The organism is Stenotrophomonas sp. AB1(2024), assembly GCF_037482345.1.
Taxonomy (GTDB): Bacteria; Pseudomonadota; Gammaproteobacteria; order Xanthomonadales; family Xanthomonadaceae; genus Stenotrophomonas.
Genome location: NZ_JBBHKO020000001.1, coordinates 1,379,911 through 1,396,846, shown reverse-complemented (window position 1 = coordinate 1,396,846; position 16,936 = coordinate 1,379,911). Strand labels below are relative to the sequence as shown.

The window sequence follows — 16,936 nt, the reverse complement described above, 5'->3', positions numbered from 1 at the left end:
CCTGAACATCGACTGGAGCGTGTCGCCGAATTCAAACGAAACCCTTGAACCGGCCCTTGGGCAGGCGTAGGGTCGGTTGTCCGGGTAGCCTTCCGCGACCCGGACGATTGGAGGGCCGGGCCGATGCATCAAGGGCACGAACCAGAGCAGTCTGCAGGCCGGGCGGTCCCGGCTGTGTGCCTGGGTTCGGCTGCGATGGCGGTGGATGCCGGCGCTCCTCCCGAAGCAACGCCCCGTGCCTTACCAGCCGGGGCGTTCTTGTTTGTGCTGTAGACGCGATAGGAGGTTCATCATGTTTGAAGGTCAGCCCCAGAGTGAGATCGACGCACGCCGCCAGCGTGACCCGGAATTCAAGGCGCTTTATGATCGGCACCAGAAGTTGAGCAAGAAGTGTATGGATGCCGAATTGCGCGTACTTCCGATCGACAGTGGAACTCTGGGCAAGATGAAGCGTGAGAAGCTGCTAGCCAAGCAACGGTTGCTGCGCATGTTCGAGTCTTCCTCCCCCGTACATTAAGGTCTCATCGTGCCGACCAACGGTCGGCACCTACCGCTGAACGTGCCGGCCCAAGGCCGGCACCCGCCGCCAAACGCCGCGGGCGGCGTCCGTCTCCTCGTCGACGGGCGCTGTCCGCGTCGCTCTTTCCGGGGTCTCCAGACACGCATGGCGTGTCTCTACCATCTGTCGGATAATCGGGGGTCAGGCCGCCCAGCGGCGCGAATCGATGTGACCCGATGGCAATCCACTCCTCCGTACTCGACCTCATTGGCAAGACCCCGATCGTCAAGGCCCAGCGGCTGGACACCGGTGTCTGCGAGCTGTACCTGAAGCTCGAAAGCGCCAATCCCGGAGGATCCATCAAGGACCGCATCGGCCTGTCGATGATCGAGGCCGCTGAAAAGCGCGGCGATCTCAAGCCGGGTGCGACACTGGTGGAAGGCACCGCCGGCAACACCGGCCTGGGCTTGGCGCTGGTCGCCCAGCAGAAGGGCTACAAGCTCATCCTGGTCGTGCCGGACAAGATGAGCCGCGAGAAGATCTTCAACCTCAAGGCGATGGGCGCCGAAGTGCGCCTGACCCGCTCGGACGTGGCCAAGGGCCACCCCGAGTACTACCAGGACATGGCCCAGCGCGTGGCCGAGGAAACCCCGGGCGCGTACTTCATCAACCAGTTCGGCAACCCGGACAATCCGGCCGCCCACGAATTCGGCACCGGCCCGGAGATCCTGGAGCAGATGGACGGCGACCTGGACGCCATCGTGTTCGGCTGCGGCAGCTCCGGCACCATGACCGGCCTGTCGCGCGCCTTCGCCACCCTGTCGCCGAAGACCGAGCTGGTCCTGGCCGATCCGGTCGGTTCGATCCTGGCCGAGTACATCAATGATGGCGTGCTCAACGACAAGTCGGGCAGTTGGCTGGTGGAAGGCATCGGCGAGGACTTCCTGCCCTCGATTGCCGATTTCAGCCGGGTCACCAAGGCCTACGCGATCACCGATGCAGAAAGCTTCCACACCGCGCGCGAGCTGCTGGGCAAGGAAGGCGTGCTGGGCGGCTCCTCCACCGGCACCCTGCTGGCCGCCGCGCTGAAGTACTGCAAGGAACAGACCACCCCCAAGAAGGTGCTGGTGCTGGTCTGCGACACCGGTAACAAGTACCTGTCCAAGATGTACAACGACTACTGGATGCTGGACAACGGCTTCCTGGAGCGCCCGCAGACCGGCGACCTGCGCGACCTGATCCTGCGCCCGTACGGCCAGCGCGACACCGTGGTGATCGGCCCGAACGACCTGCTGACCACCGCCTACCAGCGCATGAAGCTGTACGACGTCTCCCAGCTGCCGGTGATGGATGGCGACCAGCTGGTCGGCATCGTCGATGAAAGCGACGTGCTGCTGCACGTGTATGGCGACGAATCGCGGTTCCGCGACAAGGTGGCCACCGCCATGGTCAGCAAGTTGGACCGGCTGGACGTGAAATCGCCGATCGAGGCCCTGCTGCCCGTGTTCGACCGTGGCCAGGTCGCCATCATCATGGATGGCGGCAGCTTCCTGGGCCTGATCACCCGGATCGATCTGCTGAACTACCTGCGCCGTCGCGTCCAATAAGACCGCGATGGCCGACGATCGGCACTGAACCTCTGTTTATCCGAGTCAACGGCTGATTAAGCCTGCGCTGATAGACTTCCGCTCCATTTAATGCGGGCCCCAATTGGGGCTCTCAATCGCTGGGAACCCCATGTCCGATTCCGCTTCTTCCGGGCACACCAACCGCCCGCTCGCCCTGGCTACGCTGGCCATCCACGGTGGGCAGTCGCCCGACCCGAGCACCGGCGCGGTGATGCCGCCGATCTATGCGACCTCCACCTACGCCCAGTCCAGCCCCGGTGAGCACCAGGGTTTCGAGTACTCGCGTACCCACAACCCGACCCGCTTCGCCTATGAGCGCTGCGTGGCCTCGCTCGAGGGTGGCAGCCGCGGCTACGCCTTCGCCTCGGGCATGGCCGCCACCTCCACGGTGATGGAACTGCTGGACGCTGGCAGTCACGTGGTGGCGATGGACGATATCTATGGTGGTACCTTCCGGCTGTTCGAGCGTGTGCGCAAGCGCACCGCCGGCCTGCAGTTCGGCTTCGTCGACCTGACCGACCTGGCTGCCTTCGAAGCGGCGATCACGCCGCAGACGAAGATGGTCTGGATCGAAACCCCGACCAACCCGATGCTGAAGATTGTTGACATCGCCGCGGTTGCCGCCATCGCCAAGCGCCATGGCCTGATCGTGGTGGTGGACAACACCTTCGCCTCGCCGATGCTGCAGCGCCCGCTGGAGCTGGGGGCGGACCTGGTCCTGCACTCGGCCACCAAGTACCTCAACGGTCACTCGGACATGGTCGGCGGCATGGTGGTGGTCGGCGACAACCCCGAGCTGGCCGAGCAGATGGCTTTCCTGCAGAACTCCATCGGGGGCGTGCAGGGTCCGTTCGACAGCTTCCTGGCCCTGCGCGGCCTGAAGACCCTGCCGTTGCGCATGAAGGCGCACTGCGCCAACGCGCTGGCCCTGGCCCAGTGGCTGGAAAAGCACCCGGCCGTGGAAAAGGTGATCTACCCGGGCCTGGTCTCGCATCCGCAGCATGAACTGGCCACGCGCCAGATGAGCGGCTATGGCGGCATCGTCTCGATCGTGCTCAAGGGCGGGTTCGAGGCGGCGAAGCGGTTCTGCGAGAAGACCGAGCTGTTCACCCTGGCTGAATCGCTCGGCGGCGTGGAGAGCCTGGTCAACCACCCGGCGGTGATGACCCATGCGTCCATTCCGGTCGAGCGCCGCAACCAGCTGGGCATCAGTGATGCGCTGGTGCGGTTGAGCGTGGGGGTGGAAGACCTTGGCGACCTGCAGGTGGACCTGGAAGGGGCGCTGCAAGGCGGCCGTCCCTCTCCCTCAGTCGCCCACTCGTCATGACAGCGTCCGGGAATCACATTGAATTCTAGAAAAGACATGAAGTCGTCCTCCCCATTGGCGTTGTTCCGGACCCTCCGGACACACCGCGATCTGGTCAAGGGACTGGTCGTCCGGGAAGTGGTGGGGCGCTATCGCGGGTCGGTCATGGGGCTGCTGTGGTCGTTCTTCAATCCGATCCTGCTGCTCGCCGTGTATACATTCGTCTTCAGCTACGTGTTCAAGGCGCGCTGGACCGGTGGCGATGGTTCCAAGACGGAATTTGCGCTGGTGCTGTTCGCCGGCCTGATGGTGTTCAACATGTTTGCCGAGGTCTGTAACCGCGCGCCGACGCTGGTGACCGGCAATATCGGGTATGTGAAGAAAGTCGTATTCCCGCTGGAGATCCTGCCCATCGTTTCCCTGGGATCAAGCTTGTTCCACTTGCTGGTCAGTTTCGTGGTGTGGGCCGTCTTCTACACGATATTCGTCGGCATGCCTTCGGCTACGCTGATGCTGATGCCACTGGCCGTGCTGCCGCTGGTGCTGATGACCCTGGGTTTTTCGTGGATACTGGCCGCGTTGGGCGTGTACCTGCGTGACGTCGCTCAAGTGATCGGCGTGGTGACGCTGGTGCTGATGTACCTTTCGCCGATCTTCTACCCGGTGTCGATCATGCCGGAGCAGTACCGCCCTTTCATGAGGCTCAGCCCACTTACCACCACGGTGGAACAGGTGCGTGACGTGTTGATGTGGGGCAAGGTCCTGAATTGGCAGGCATGGGGTATCAGTATGGCGGTGGGTCTGTTCGTTGCGTGGTTGGGATTCGCGTGGTTCCAGAAGACCCGCCGGGGGTTCGCAGATGTCCTCTGATTTCGCCATCACCATCTCGGGCGTGTCGAAGTGCTTCGAGATGTATGACACGCCGCGTGATCGCCTGAAGCAATTCTTCGCACCCCGCGGCAGAAAGTTCTACCGCGAATTCTGGGCCCTCAACGATATTTCATTCGATGTCGCCCCTGGCGAGACGATTGGAATACTGGGGCGCAACGGCAGCGGCAAAAGCACATTGTTGCAGATCATTGCCGGTACCCTCGCTCCCACCGGCGGCGAGGTGCGTGTCAATGGACTGCTGGCGGCACTGCTTGAGCTGGGGTCGGGGTTCAATCCCGACTTCACCGGCCGGGAAAACGTTTTCCTCAATGGCGCGGTGCTTGGTTTCACACGCGCACAGATGCAACAGCGCTTCGCAAGCATCGAGTCCTTCGCCGATATCGGCGAGCACATGGACCAGCCGGTCCGCACCTACTCCAGTGGCATGTATGTGCGTCTGGCGTTCGCCGTCCAGGCCTGTGTGGACCCGCAGGTATTGATCGTTGATGAAGCGCTGTCGGTCGGTGATGAGAAGTTCCAACGGAAGTGCTTCGAGTACATCGAGGGACTACGTGCCCGTGGCTGCGCCATCCTGATCGTGACCCATGCAACGTCCACGGTTGAGAAGTTCTGCCAGCGGGCAGTGCTGCTGCACAAGGGGCGCATTCACGGGATCGGCGAGGCAAAGGTCATCATCGACCAGTACCACGCTTTGTTGTATTCGGATGAAAAAGCCTATCTGCGTTACGTGAACTCGCAGGCAGTCGGTGCGGTTGCATCGGGCCTGGCGACGATGGAGCCTGTGCCGGCGCTGGCGCAGGCCATCGAGGTCACCCCGGCCTCGGCCTCACCGGATGCTCCTGAAGCGGCCACGGCGAACGAGGTTGCCGATGAGGTGCCGGATGCAGCCGAGTACGGCATGCTGCGCGCCTACATCAAGGAATGGGTCGCGCTCGATGCTGGGGGCGAGCGATGTGAAGTCTTCATGGCCGGGCAGGAAGTAACGATCAGGGCCAGGGTGCATGCGCTCGATGCCATCGACGAGATGCAGTTCGGGTTGCTGCTGCGTACCGTTGAAGGCGTATCCGCCTTTGGCACCAGCACGATGTACCAGCGCGCAAACTGTCTGGACGTAAAGCCTGGCGATATCTGCGAGGTCGAGTTCAAGATCGGTTTGAACCTGTGCGAAGGCAGCTATTTCGTCACCTTGGCCTTGGCGGAAGCCATCAGTCACGCGGACATGGCCTATCTTGATCGTAAGACCGACGTCATCATCCTGAAAGTAAATGCGCCGCGCGCGTTGGGCACCGGCATCGCAGCGCTTCCCGTCAGCGTTGCCTTTGACAGGTACCCGGCCGCGTGACTACGTGTGATCTACGTACTGGAGATCCGATGAAGAAATCCCTGATGATCATCACCGAGGCGTTCGAACTGGGCGGGGTTGAAACCTACATCCAGAACGAAGCCATCGAACTGACGAGGCAGGGCTGGGACGTCCATCTGGTCTGCGGCCGTCGTTTCGCGCGGACCCTGCTCCCTGATGGGCTGGCATCGCTGACTACCGACATGGCGATCGGACCGGAAGCGAGCATCCACGAGTTTCTGGACGCGGTGGATGGCATAGTCGCGCTGGCCAGACGCCATCAGGTGAGCGCAATCCACGCGCATCCGTTCACATCGACGATCCCGGCGATGATGTGCGCGGCCCTGCTACGAGTGCCCTTCTTTGTCACATTGCACGGCCCCAGCTCCATTGCGGGCAGCTACGGTGCCGCCTACGACTTCATGCTGGCATCGTTGGTGCTCCCAGCGGCCAACAAAGTGATCGCTGTCTCGGAAGAGATCCGCTCACTGGCGACGGCTTACGTCGGCGCGGATCGCCTGGTGGTCCAGCACAATGCAGTTGCCGTACCCGCGCCCAGCGACGTGGTGGCAGGTGACCGTTGGCTGGCCGTGAGCCGCCTGGATCCAGCGAAGATCAATGGGCTGCTAAGTTTCGTGACCGCGGCTCTGGCCGCTGGAATTGCTGGCATCGATATTTGTGGAACGGGTCCTGCCAAAGGCGTGCTGGAAGAGAGCCTGGCAGAGGAGATCGCGTCCGGACAGCTTCGTCTGATCGGAAGCAGCGACCATGTGAATGAACTGGTGCTCCATTATGCGGGCGTCGCTGGCATGGGGCGCGTTGCCCTGGAGGGTCTGGTGGCGGGCAGGCCGGTGGTGTTGGTGGGATATGACGGCATCAAGGGAGTCGTTACTGAAGACCTGTACCACCAGGCCATCGAGTCCAATCTTTCAGGCCGTGGCATCGAATCGATCAGCGCGCTGGAACTCAGTCGGCAGCTTGGTGCGCTGCCCTCGATGGCGCCGGGCATCCAGGCCATCTGCGAACACGTTCGCGCCGCGCACGATCCGCGCGCCATCTGGTCGCATTTCGCAGAGCAACTCATCGCCAGCGAGTCTGTCGAACATGACGTGGCGACGAGTTTCATCAATCAACTGCGTGCAACCCATCCGCACTCGGAAGCATCTGCTTACTGGTCGCGGGAGGTGATGGACGTGATGGGCAGGGTGGTGGGATCACGCCAAGGCGAAGCAACGGGGTTGCTGGTGCCGTTCTCGTACTTCGCCACCGCCTACAACCGAGGTGTAATGGAGCAGGAAATCGAGCTCCTCCGCCAGCAGTCGAGGATTGAAGTTACAGACAATGTCGAATTGTTGCGGCGCGAAATAATCGGAATGCGCGACGCTGTAATGCAGCAGATATTTGCCGGCATCGAACAGACCAGGCTGGACAGCCGGCTGGCGTTTACAGACGTAGTCAGGGGGACGGAATTGAAGTTGGAACGTTCAATGGAAAGAATGGAATCCGAGATCAGAACGGACATCGCAAGGATAGCTGGCGAACTGGATCATAGCGCCGCTGCGGACCGCAGCCTGGTGGAGCTGCGCGAACACCTCATCGCAGTCGAGGGCGAACTCAACGACGTATACAGGAGTTCGTCCTGGGCACTCACCCGTCCGCTGCGGGTCCTGAAGCGCATGGTACTCAAGCCGAGGGAAACCACGCGCCTAGTCGTCGACAAGTTGAGGGGTGACAGTGGCAAACCTGGCAGCCAAAGCTCGCCCCCCGGCTTCTTGCAGCGTGCGATGAACTTCATCCGCCGCACGGCGAGAACCGGAAAGCTGGATCCTTCCGACAAAGCTCGTTTGATCAACATGGTGCGGACCAACTATTCTGCGGTTGCCCAGAACCTGGGGGTGCCGGTGCCGCTGCTGCCGTTGGCGCCTCGTGGCGAGCTGGAGGACGTGTTCGTGTGGTCGGTCATCGACTGGCATTTCCGGATGCAACGTCCACAGCACCTGGCGGCCGCGATGGCGGGCAAAGGACACCGGGTTTTCTACATTTCCAACAACTTCGTGGATTCCGCCAAAGCCGGGTTCGCCCTCGAGGCACTCGACAAGCATGGTCGCCTGTTCCAGGTGAATCTGCACGTCAAAGGCGCCCCGCAGATATACAGCGATCTTGCTTCGGAGGCGCAGGTAGCGGCCATTCGTGACAGCCTGGCCGAACTGCTGGGTTGGACGGAAACGCGCAAGTCGATATCGCTGGTACAGCATCCATACTGGATTGAGCCAGCGCAGTGCCTGCCCAACATGCGGCTCGTCTACGACTGCATGGACCACCATGGTGGATTCGAGAACAACGCGTCTACCGTCCTGGAAGGCGAGCGCAGGCTGGTTGAGAGGTCCGATCTGCTGATTGTCACCTCGCAGTGGCTGCGCGATGAGATGGAAGGCAGATCGCGCAACATGGCGCTCATCCGAAACGCGACCGAGTACGAGCATTTCTGTAACAGGCCGGACAACGTCTTCAGCGATCCGCAGGGCCGCAAGGTGATTGGTTACTACGGCGCCATCGCGGAATGGTTCGATGTAGAACTGGTGCGGAAAGTCGCGATCGACCATCCGGACGCGCTGGTGATCATGGTGGGTCGCGATACTGCGGAGGCCGAACAGCAGCTGTCGGATGTTCCGAACGTCCGTTTCGTCGGTGAGGTGGCATACAAGGACCTGCCTTACTGGGTGCACGGCTTCGACGCCTGCCTGCTCCCGTTCCAGGTGATTCCACTGACCCTGGCAACAAATCCGGTAAAGGTCTACGAGTACCTGAGCGCCGGCAAGCCGGTAGTTTCGGTCGATCTCCCTGAGATGTCCCAGTTCCAGGGGCTGGTCAAGTTGGCGGCCTCGCCCTCTGCGTTCTCTGCGGCGGTGGGAGAAGCTCTTGCTGATGACGAGGCGTCGGCCGAAGCCGTGGCTGCCCGCCAGGCATTCGCTGCGTGCCAGACATGGGCCCATCGTGCCGCGGATCTTGACTACGCGCTTGAGGCGATCACGGAGCCTGTCGTCAGCGTCGTCGTGCTCTGCTACAACAATCTTGAGTACACCCAAGCGTGCCTGGAGAGCCTGGAAAAATACAGCGATTATCCGAACCTGGAGGTGATCGCGGTGGACAATGCCTCCAGCGACGCCACCCCTGAGTACCTCGCCCGCTGGGAGCGCGAAGGGCGCAACCGCCGATACATCGCCAACGCCACCAACCTGGGTTTCTCGGCAGGAAACAACGTTGGTCTAGCGGCTGCAACGGGCGATTACCTGGTGCTGCTCAACAATGACACCCATGTCACCCCTGGCTGGGTGCGGACGATGTGTTCCCATCTTCGTCGCAACCCCACCGTTGGTCTGGTGGGGCCGGTGACCAACAACATCGGCAACGAAGCTCGCATCGAGATCGAGTATGCGGACATGGAAGAGATGATCGAGAACGCGGCAAGGCATACAAGGAAGCATGCCGGCCTGTCGTATCCCTTGAACACTGCGGCGTTCTTCTGCGTCATGATGACCCGCGCTGCGTATGAGACGGTTGGCGCAATGGATGAAGCGTTCGGGGTCGGATTTTTTGAAGATGATGATTACTGCCGCCGGCTCAACCAGCACAATCTCGACGTGATCTGCGCCGACGATGTCTTTGTTCACCATCACCTGTCCGCAAGCTTCAACAAGCTCAAAGCCGAGGCCAAGCAGGCGCTGTTCGAGCAGAACAAGGCTGTGTACGAAGCCAAGTGGGGACCTTGGACCCCACACGTGTATCGCGACCGCCAGTCGCGGGCGTGATGTTACGGCTGGCTGGAAAGCTGACTAAAAATGAACGCCCCGCGAGGGGCGTTCTTCGTAACGACAATGTGGCTGCCAATCAACTGCGGACGACCCGCTCCACGATCCTGCGGGATGCTGCACCGTCGCCATAGGGATTATGGGCACGGGCCATTGCAGCGTACGACTGGGAATCATCGAGGAGCCGGTTTGCTTCAGCCGTTATGGTCACAGCATGGGTTCCCACGAGCTTTACCGTCCCGGCATCGATAGCCTCAGGACGTTCCGTCGTATCCCGCATGACCAATACGGGCTTCCCGAGGGAAGGCGCCTCTTCCTGCACACCGCCGGAGTCGGTGATGATTACTGTCGAGCGCATCATCAGGTAGACGAACGGCAGGTAATCCTGCGGCGGGATCAGGAACACGTTCTCCTGGTCGCGCAGGATCCGGTTCACCGGCTCCTGTACGTTGGGATTGAGGTGTACCGGATAGACCACCTGGACATCACCACGCTGGGCAAGATCCTTGAGCGCAAGACAGATCTGTTCGAAGCCATCGCCGAAGTTCTCGCGACGGTGGCCAGTAACAAGTACCATTTTGCGGGTGGTGTCCAGGAACGGGAATCGTGCCTCCAGTGTCCGGGTAAGCTCAGGATCGTCGTCGATCTTGGCCGTGACCTCAAGCAACGCATCGATCACCGTGTTTCCGGTGACTTCGATCGCCTCGGGGGCCACACCTTCCCGAAGCAGATTGTCCCGGGAACGTTCGGTCGGAGCGAAGTGCAGCCGCGTCAGCGGAGCCGTCAGGCGCCGATTGCCCTCCTCGGGCCAGGGTGCGTAGATGTCCCCGGTCCGCAGCCCGGCTTCGACATGCCCAACAGGCACCTTGTTGTAGAAGGCCGCCATGGCTGATGCCAGCGTGGTAGAGGTATCGCCGTGCACCAGCACAAGATCTGGGGCATGCCGTTCAATCACCTCGCTCATGCCCGTGAGAATGCGTGAGAAGAGGCCTGGAAGGCTCTGCCCGGGCTGCATCACATCCAGGTCTTCGTCCGGAACGATGGAGAACAATTCAAGGACCTGGTCCAGCATCTGTCGATGCTGTGCGGTCACGGCGACAATGACGTCCATCGAGCCGTCACGCTTGAACGCTTCCACCACCGGTGCCATCTTGATGGCCTCGGGTCGTGTTCCAAAGGCGATCACTACTTTCTTTCGTCGTTCAGTCATTTCTGCTCAGCTGGTCGGCTAGAAGGGGCTGGACCTATTCTAGCCAGTCCGCAATCCAAATGAGGAACGTGCTTCCCGGGGCTGGGTTCGATCGCGGTCAGGCCATCGACTGCAAGAAAAGGAGAGACAGAAACTGCCTCACCTACTTTCGCATTTACATCTGGCCAGGGCAGTCACTCGATGGTGAAGTCGACCTTGCTGCTGCTGAGCGTGCTGCCGTCTTCACCGATGCGAATTTCCAGGCTCAGCGTGCCCGCAGCGGTCAGCATCGAGGCCGAAATCGAGCCGGTCACCGTTGAACCGGAGATGGCGCGATTGTCCAGGCGCTTGCCGCCCAGCCACAGCGCAGCGTCGTAGCCTTCCAGATCGCGGTCGGCCTTGACCCATACGTCCACCCGCCTGTCATCCTGGGCCTCGGACGCGGTAAGCGCCTTGGTGGTCGTCGGGCCGTACCGGACAATCGACAAACCGGTCAGGGCTTCAATGGACTTGACGTCGGGCTCTGCTGCGACTGGCACCGCCTCCAGGGCGTCATCCTTCTCGGTCGCGGGCTGTGAAGGCGGAGAGCACGCGGCCAGCGCAAGGGCGCCAGTAACAGCGGCGCCATACATCCATTGTTTGGTGCGAGTGATGCTCATCATATTCTTCTGCGCGTATTTTCGTCAAAAATCCGACAAGAGCCCCGACTATCAATGCGGAGCCCGCTTCGCCTGGACCTGCGATAATGTATGGCAGGCGCCGGGATATGCTAGCCGTTTACTGCTCGCAATACACGGTCCGGGCAGAAATGGCCTCCGGGGCAGGCTTTGAGCCTTTTCCGGGGCCAGCAGACACCCACGTGGCCACGATCCGGCACGCACTGCATAATGGCGCTGCTTTCCAGGGGGAGCTCAGACGTGAATGCAGGCACGACGGCAATGGTATTACTCATGGTTCTCCTGGCGGGTTGCCAGCGAGAATCCGCGGACATATCCGCTGTGCATTACCGGGTGGTCGACGAAGCTCGCCAGCGTGGGCAATGCAGGTTTTGTGTCGCGCCTGTTCCTGATGCCCGCTGCGAGCAGGGTGGGGGGCATGCCGCCGAGGCTCGCTGGCATTTGCCGGCGGCGACGGAAGGAAAGCATCTGCGCATAAAAGCAGTGCGCATGGGCGATGACATTTTTGAGATGCCTATAGCAGGCCCGACCGGCCGTGCAATGCTGTCCTTGACCCTGCAACCGGATGATCGGATCGTCCTCGTGGACGCAGATGCGTTACGAGAGCTGGTGTTCATCAGGATAACCGAGTCGATTGGATGCGACCTGCGGTCGCCTGGCGTTCCGTCGCGCTGATCAAGGCGCGGGGACAAGCTCTGCTGGTCCCGGATCGGCCTTGAGGGACTGCATGGAATGGCGGTTGAGCACCCGGTTGGAGAAGGCATTGAGGTGATGCGTGCGCAGCAGCTCGATGGAACGGACTCGTTCGGCGCGGCTGGCCTTGCATACGGTGAGCATCGGCTCGCATCGCGCAAGCTGTGCAGCCGGGTCATGCCCGAGCAGGATTATCTGTCGACCGATGGTGTTCCCCCAGGCCTGCACATAGGGCGCCTCGCGCCAGGTAGCGTAGGTCAATGGAAACTGCAGCATCACAACCCCGGCCAACACCAGAGCAACAATGCCGCGTTGAGGCAATTGCCACGTGCGCCAATCGGCGCCTGCAGCCATGAGCGCAAGTGCGACCGTGCCGAGCTGGTACATCAACAGATAGCGCTGTTGCGAGACATATCCAGGCCCAAATACCGGGACGCGGGTCAACACGATTCCTGCGGCCGCGCCATAGCAGAAGAGCATGAGGGTAACCGCAATAAACTGGCTCTGGTTCCAGCGGTCACGTACAGCACGCCACCAGAACCATCCATGCGCCACCACCACCGCAGCGCCTAGAAGCAGATGCAGCAGCTCTGCCTTGCGCGGGAAAACATGCTGGAGCAATGGGCGATCCGACACCGAAAGGGCCGCGATGGAAAGAACCATCTTCAGGAGTTGTTCCGGGCCAAAGGCCAGCAATGTATGTACCGTCGATGGGCCGGCGTGCGTGGAAGCGATGTACGTATGCAGATAGTAGTGGCTGGCGAGGCGGTACCCGATCGCAGCGACGACAATCACTACCAGCGCGGCTGACGTGCTGCGCCAGCTTTTTCCCCGTAGTTTGAGCTCACGCAGCGCCAGCGCGCAGGTGGCGCTGATTGCGCAAATCAGTGCGGTGCCGTCCATCGTGAACAGGACAAGCGGCGCGATCACAAGGATCGGCAGCCACCGGTTCCGCTCCGCCGCCTGCCAGGCCGCCATTGCCAGCATGACCATCGACAACGGGCCGAGATAGCTGAGCGTCACCAGCGACCAGTTGAACGCCATGCCGCCACTGAGCGACACAAGGCTTGCTGCTGCGGCGACCATGGGTAACAGCATCCACCACGCACCAGTGCCGTGCTCCCTGTTATCCTGCCTGACCACGAACAGCATCAGCAGCCATGCGACCGCGGCGATGGCAAGCCCCATGTACGACTCGATGACGAAATCGAGCGAGAAGGTATCCGCGTTCCAGATCAGCAGGAGCTTGTGGATGGGCTGGGCGTGGTCGTCCGCGCTCCGCTTCATGTACAGGTCGGTCAGCGTCACACCACCGTTGTAGTACTTCTGCAGGAACGCATCGACGAAATACCATCCGTCCGATATCACGAACGGATTGCTGGCGTAGGAAATGTAAACAGCTGCATTGGCGAACGCCAGCGACGCCAGGGCCAGGATGACGAGGGTGGGCAGGCTGGACCGTAGTCGACCGGAGGGGGGGGGCATATCCATTGTTCAGCCTGCCAGTGCTTTATCCGCAGCTGCGAAGATGGTCGGCAAATGCTCTTCCACGCCGATCCACAGCGGCATCCGAACCAGGCGTTCGGCGATGTCGTCCGTGACCGTCATGTCCGAACCGGTCCGGCCGAAGGTGCGGCCAGCAGGCGAGGAGTGCAGTGGAATATAGTGGAACACCGCCTGGACACCGTCCTCCTTGAGTGCCTCGATGAACCGGGTGCGCGCCTCCAGCGACGGCAACAGCAAGTAGTACATGTGCGCGTTGTGCGTGCAATGGGCAGGCACGATCGGGCGTCGCAGGTGGCCTGCCAGCTCATGCTGCAGTGCCCAGGCATGGTACTCGTCCCAGATCGCAAGCCGCCTACGCGTGATATCGGCAGCTTCCTCGATCTGCGCGGCGAGGAAAGCAGCGGTGATCTCGCCCGGGAGATAGGACGAGCCAACGTCCACCCAGGTGTACTTGTCGACCTGCCCGCGGAAGAATCGGCTGCGATTGGTACCTTTCTCCCGGATGATCTCGGCCTGCTCTCCGAACTCGTCGTCCCGGCAGAGCAACGCGCCGCCCTCGCCGGAAATGATGTTCTTGGTTTCGTGGAAGCTGAAAGCACCCAGGTCGCCGATCGTGCCCAACGGACGCCCGCGATACGTCGACATGATCCCCTGCGCCGCATCTTCGACCACGCGCAGGCCATGGCGCGCGGCGATCGCCATGATGGCATCCATCTCACACGCGACGCCGGCGTAATGCACGACGCAGATCGCCTTGGTGCGAGGGGTGATGGCGCCCTCGATCAGGTTCTCGTCGATGTTCAGGGTGTCCGTGCGTACATCGACGAAGACCGGCACAGCGCCCCGCAGCGCGAAAGCGCTGGCGGTGGAGACGAAGGTAAACGACGGCAGGATTACTTCGTCGCCCGGCTCCAGGCGCAGCAGAAGCGCAGCCATCTCCAGGGCGGCGGTGCATGAGTGGGTCAGCAGTGCCGTGCGGGCGCCGGTCTGTTCGCGGAACCACTCATGGCAGGTCCTGGTGAACGGACCGTCGCCAGACAGATGGCCATTGCCGTGTGCCTGTTCAATGTAGCTAAGTTCCTTGCCGGTCATGAACGGGCGGTTGAAGCGGATCATGTGTGCGCCTATTTGGACGATTCGGGGGAGATGGCTGTTCAACCCTGGCTGAGGATAATCAGGCCGACAATGACGGTGCCAAGGCCAATGGCCTTGGCCATCGTGAAGGTTTCGCCGAACAAGGGCACGGCGATGATGCAGACCAGCAGGAAATTCAGGGCCATGAATGGATAGGCCTTGCTGAGCTCAAGCCGCGACACGGCGAGCATCCAGCACAGCGAGGCGGCAAACGCGGCCACGAAGGCGGATATCACCCACGGCTGCAGCAGCAGCTGGATGACGACGGGAAGTTTTACGAAATAGCCTTCATCGGCGGGCTTGAAGATCGATGCCTGCCATTTGATGACCAGCTGGCCATAGCTGGTTAGCAGGACGGTCATTCCGACCATCAGCCAGGGAAACACCTTGCTCATCCCAGGTCCTCCTTCAACCCAAGGCGACGGTCCAGATGGTAGGTGTCGTAGGCCTTGAAGAGCCTCAATCCCGCCCGTGACCACTGGCGCTGGACCGTATAGTTCCAGATCTGGGTGGAGATGATCAGCTCCTGCATCGACATCCGGGTGTAGTGATGCTGGATGTGACGCAACAGCTTTCCATACAGGCCCCTGCGTTCGTAGTCCGGATGTACGGCATTGAGGACGATCTCGACCGTTGACGGGCCAATATCACAGGTCGCGAATCCGGCGACCGTGCCTTCCTCGGATACCACCCAGGTCTGGCTGTCTTCCCGCTCGCCTTCCAGCCGACTCAGAGCCCATTCTACGTACCCGGCCAGTATCAGGTCGCGGGGCAGCAATGGGTTCGCCGAATAATGCGCACGGTAGTTGGCAAACCCCATCGCCGCAATTTCAGCGATTGCCTGGCGATGTTCCGCGGTCGCGGGACGCACCTGGAGCTCGGGGCTGGTGTTCGTCGAATCAAGCGCTGCGGAGTAGTAGACCAGGGTATCTGCGTGAATGACTTGATGGCCGCGCCGCTGCAAGGCGGTGGCCAGCGAGGTTTCGCCTGCCGGAACGCGGAAGATCACCAGGTCCGCCTGATCCGCCTCAATCTCTTCGACCAGAAGCCGTGCGTCGTCGATCGATTCCAGCGTACCGCGTGACACCTGGATGTCGAACCGGCGCGAATCCAGGGCCGCGTGGTGGAAGTGCTTCTGTGCGTTCATCGCACCTGCTTCCGTGTGTCCTGCCAGATCAGGTATTGCGGCCGCTTCTTGGCCTCCCCGTGAACGCGACCCAGATACAGCCCCAGCACGCCGATGCAGGCCATGACGATGCTTCCGACGAGCCAGATGGACGCGATGATGCTGGTGAAGCCGGCGACGCGGATGTCGCCCGAGCTGTATCGATACACGCTGTAGACCGCAAACGCAGCTGCAATGGCGGCAATCGCAAGTGCTGCGGTCATCACCAGCCTCAGTGGCTTATCGGAAAAGGAGAGGGCGATGCGGGTCGCCATCTGCAGCAGCTTTCCGAGGCTGTAGCTGCTCTTGCCTTCGGTTCTGCGCCCATGCGAGACCTCCACCTTGCGGGTCTGGAAACCAGTCCAGCGCACCAGTAAGGGCAGGAACCGATCCGACTCGGGCATGTCGTTCAATGTGTCGACGACTTTGCGGCTGTAGGCGCCAAAGTTCGCGGTACTGTGGTCATACTGGGTGTCGGTCAACCAGCCAAGCGTCCGGTAGAACAGCTGGGAGCCGGTTCTTTTGCTCCAGCTGTCCTGGCGATCCACGCGCTGACCAAGAACGACCTCGACGTCGCCTTCAAGCGCGGCGAGCAGCTTCGGAATCTCTTCCGGGACATCCTGGAGGTCGCAGTCCATGACGATCATGTGCTGGCCCTTGGCGTGCGCGAGTCCCGCGCTGATCGCCGCATGTTGCCCGAAGTTACGTGCAAGGCGCAGTCCGCGCACCCGGGGGTTGAGCTGCGACAGCTCCACTATCCGCTGCCACGCCTGATCGGGACTGTTGTCGTCCACCAGCAGGATTTCATGCGTGCGATTGGAGAGCTGCAGCGCGCAGGTCACGCGGTCTACGAGTTCCTCGAGGCAGTTTCTGCAGCCATACACGGGAACGACGACCGAGACATCCAGGTTCGGCTGGGTCGTTTCAAGAGCGTGTTCCGCCGTTGTCGACGTCGTGTTCAATATTCTGACTCGGAAGTGCTGCATGGGGGAACGCGCAATCAAGTTACGGCAACAGCGTGAACAGAATTGGACAAAGGCGTGAACGGGCCGCCCACCTGGCTGAAGTGGGCTAGCCCGAACCTGGGGCGATCCGGC

14 protein-coding genes are annotated in these 16,936 nt (G+C 61.4%); 7 read left to right on the top strand and 7 right to left on the bottom strand.

Features of this window, described 5'->3' with window-relative positions:
* Window positions 1–292 precede the first annotated feature (292 nt).
* The 6 genes from WIX41_RS06605 to WIX41_RS06580 all read left to right on the top strand — a co-directional run bounded on the left by WIX41_RS06605 (window position 293) and on the right by WIX41_RS06580 (window position 9,475).
* Window positions 293–517: a YdcH family protein gene (locus tag WIX41_RS06605; RefSeq protein WP_339446305.1), complete on the top strand. Its 225-nt coding sequence runs from the start codon at window positions 293–295 to the stop codon at window positions 515–517.
* Window positions 518–735: 218 nt separating this feature from the next.
* Window positions 736–2,106, top strand: a complete 1,371-nt coding sequence (locus WIX41_RS06600) for a pyridoxal-phosphate dependent enzyme (RefSeq protein ID WP_339446304.1) — start codon at window positions 736–738, stop codon at window positions 2,104–2,106.
* A 130-nt stretch (window positions 2,107–2,236) separates the two neighbouring features.
* The gene (locus tag WIX41_RS06595) at window positions 2,237–3,454 is read left to right on the top strand and encodes a cystathionine gamma-synthase (RefSeq protein ID WP_339446303.1); all 1,218 of its coding nucleotides are present in this window, start codon (window positions 2,237–2,239) and stop codon (window positions 3,452–3,454) included.
* A 36-nt stretch (window positions 3,455–3,490) separates the two neighbouring features.
* The gene (locus WIX41_RS06590) at window positions 3,491–4,303 is read left to right on the top strand and encodes an ABC transporter permease (protein ID WP_339446302.1); all 813 of its coding nucleotides are present in this window, start codon (window positions 3,491–3,493) and stop codon (window positions 4,301–4,303) included.
* The gene (locus WIX41_RS06585; RefSeq protein WP_339446301.1) at window positions 4,293–5,666 is read left to right on the top strand and encodes an ABC transporter ATP-binding protein; all 1,374 of its coding nucleotides are present in this window, start codon (window positions 4,293–4,295) and stop codon (window positions 5,664–5,666) included. Before WIX41_RS06590 ends, WIX41_RS06585 begins: the two co-directional genes overlap by 11 nt.
* 29 nt (window positions 5,667–5,695) lie before the next feature.
* Complete coding sequence (locus tag WIX41_RS06580) at window positions 5,696–9,475, top strand: glycosyltransferase (protein ID WP_339446300.1); 3,780 nt, start codon at window positions 5,696–5,698, stop codon at window positions 9,473–9,475.
* 79 nt (window positions 9,476–9,554) lie between these two features.
* On the opposite strand, the gene wecB is transcribed toward WIX41_RS06580, so the two are convergent.
* A complete protein-coding gene (wecB, locus tag WIX41_RS06575) occupies window positions 9,555–10,685 on the bottom strand; it encodes a non-hydrolyzing UDP-N-acetylglucosamine 2-epimerase (protein WP_339446299.1) in 1,131 nt (376 codons plus the stop codon).
* Between the two features lie 173 nt (window positions 10,686–10,858).
* On the bottom strand, window positions 10,859–11,323 hold the full coding sequence (locus WIX41_RS06570; RefSeq protein WP_339446298.1) for a hypothetical protein: 465 nt from the start codon (window positions 11,321–11,323) through the stop codon (window positions 10,859–10,861).
* Window positions 11,324–11,551: 228 nt separating this feature from the next.
* On the opposite strand from WIX41_RS06570, the gene WIX41_RS06565 reads away from it, so the two are divergent.
* Window positions 11,552–12,016 carry a hypothetical protein gene (locus WIX41_RS06565; RefSeq protein WP_339446297.1) on the top strand — a complete coding sequence of 155 codons (465 nt, stop codon included), beginning with the start codon at window positions 11,552–11,554 and terminating at the stop codon, window positions 12,014–12,016.
* On the opposite strand, the gene WIX41_RS06560 is transcribed toward WIX41_RS06565, so the two are convergent.
* The 5 genes from WIX41_RS06560 to WIX41_RS06540 are packed head-to-tail and all read right to left on the bottom strand — an operon-like array spanning window position 12,017 to window position 16,801.
* Window positions 12,017–13,525, bottom strand: coding sequence for a hypothetical protein (locus WIX41_RS06560; protein ID WP_339446296.1), 1,509 nt, complete (start codon window positions 13,523–13,525; stop codon window positions 12,017–12,019).
* 3 nt (window positions 13,526–13,528) lie between these two features.
* Window positions 13,529–14,656 carry a dTDP-4-amino-4,6-dideoxygalactose transaminase gene (gene rffA / locus WIX41_RS06555; RefSeq protein ID WP_339446295.1) on the bottom strand — a complete coding sequence of 376 codons (1,128 nt, stop codon included), beginning with the start codon at window positions 14,654–14,656 and terminating at the stop codon, window positions 13,529–13,531.
* Window positions 14,657–14,694: 38 nt separating this feature from the next.
* On the bottom strand, window positions 14,695–15,069 hold the full coding sequence (locus tag WIX41_RS06550) for an EamA family transporter (RefSeq protein ID WP_339446294.1): 375 nt from the start codon (window positions 15,067–15,069) through the stop codon (window positions 14,695–14,697).
* The gene (locus tag WIX41_RS06545; protein ID WP_339446293.1) at window positions 15,066–15,821 is read right to left on the bottom strand and encodes a GNAT family N-acetyltransferase; all 756 of its coding nucleotides are present in this window, start codon (window positions 15,819–15,821) and stop codon (window positions 15,066–15,068) included. Before WIX41_RS06545 ends, WIX41_RS06550 begins: the two co-directional genes overlap by 4 nt.
* Window positions 15,818–16,801, bottom strand: a complete 984-nt coding sequence (locus tag WIX41_RS06540; protein WP_339446292.1) for a glycosyltransferase family 2 protein — start codon at window positions 16,799–16,801, stop codon at window positions 15,818–15,820. The genes WIX41_RS06545 and WIX41_RS06540 overlap by 4 nt, the downstream gene beginning before the upstream one ends.
* Window positions 16,802–16,936: the final 135 nt, after the last annotated feature.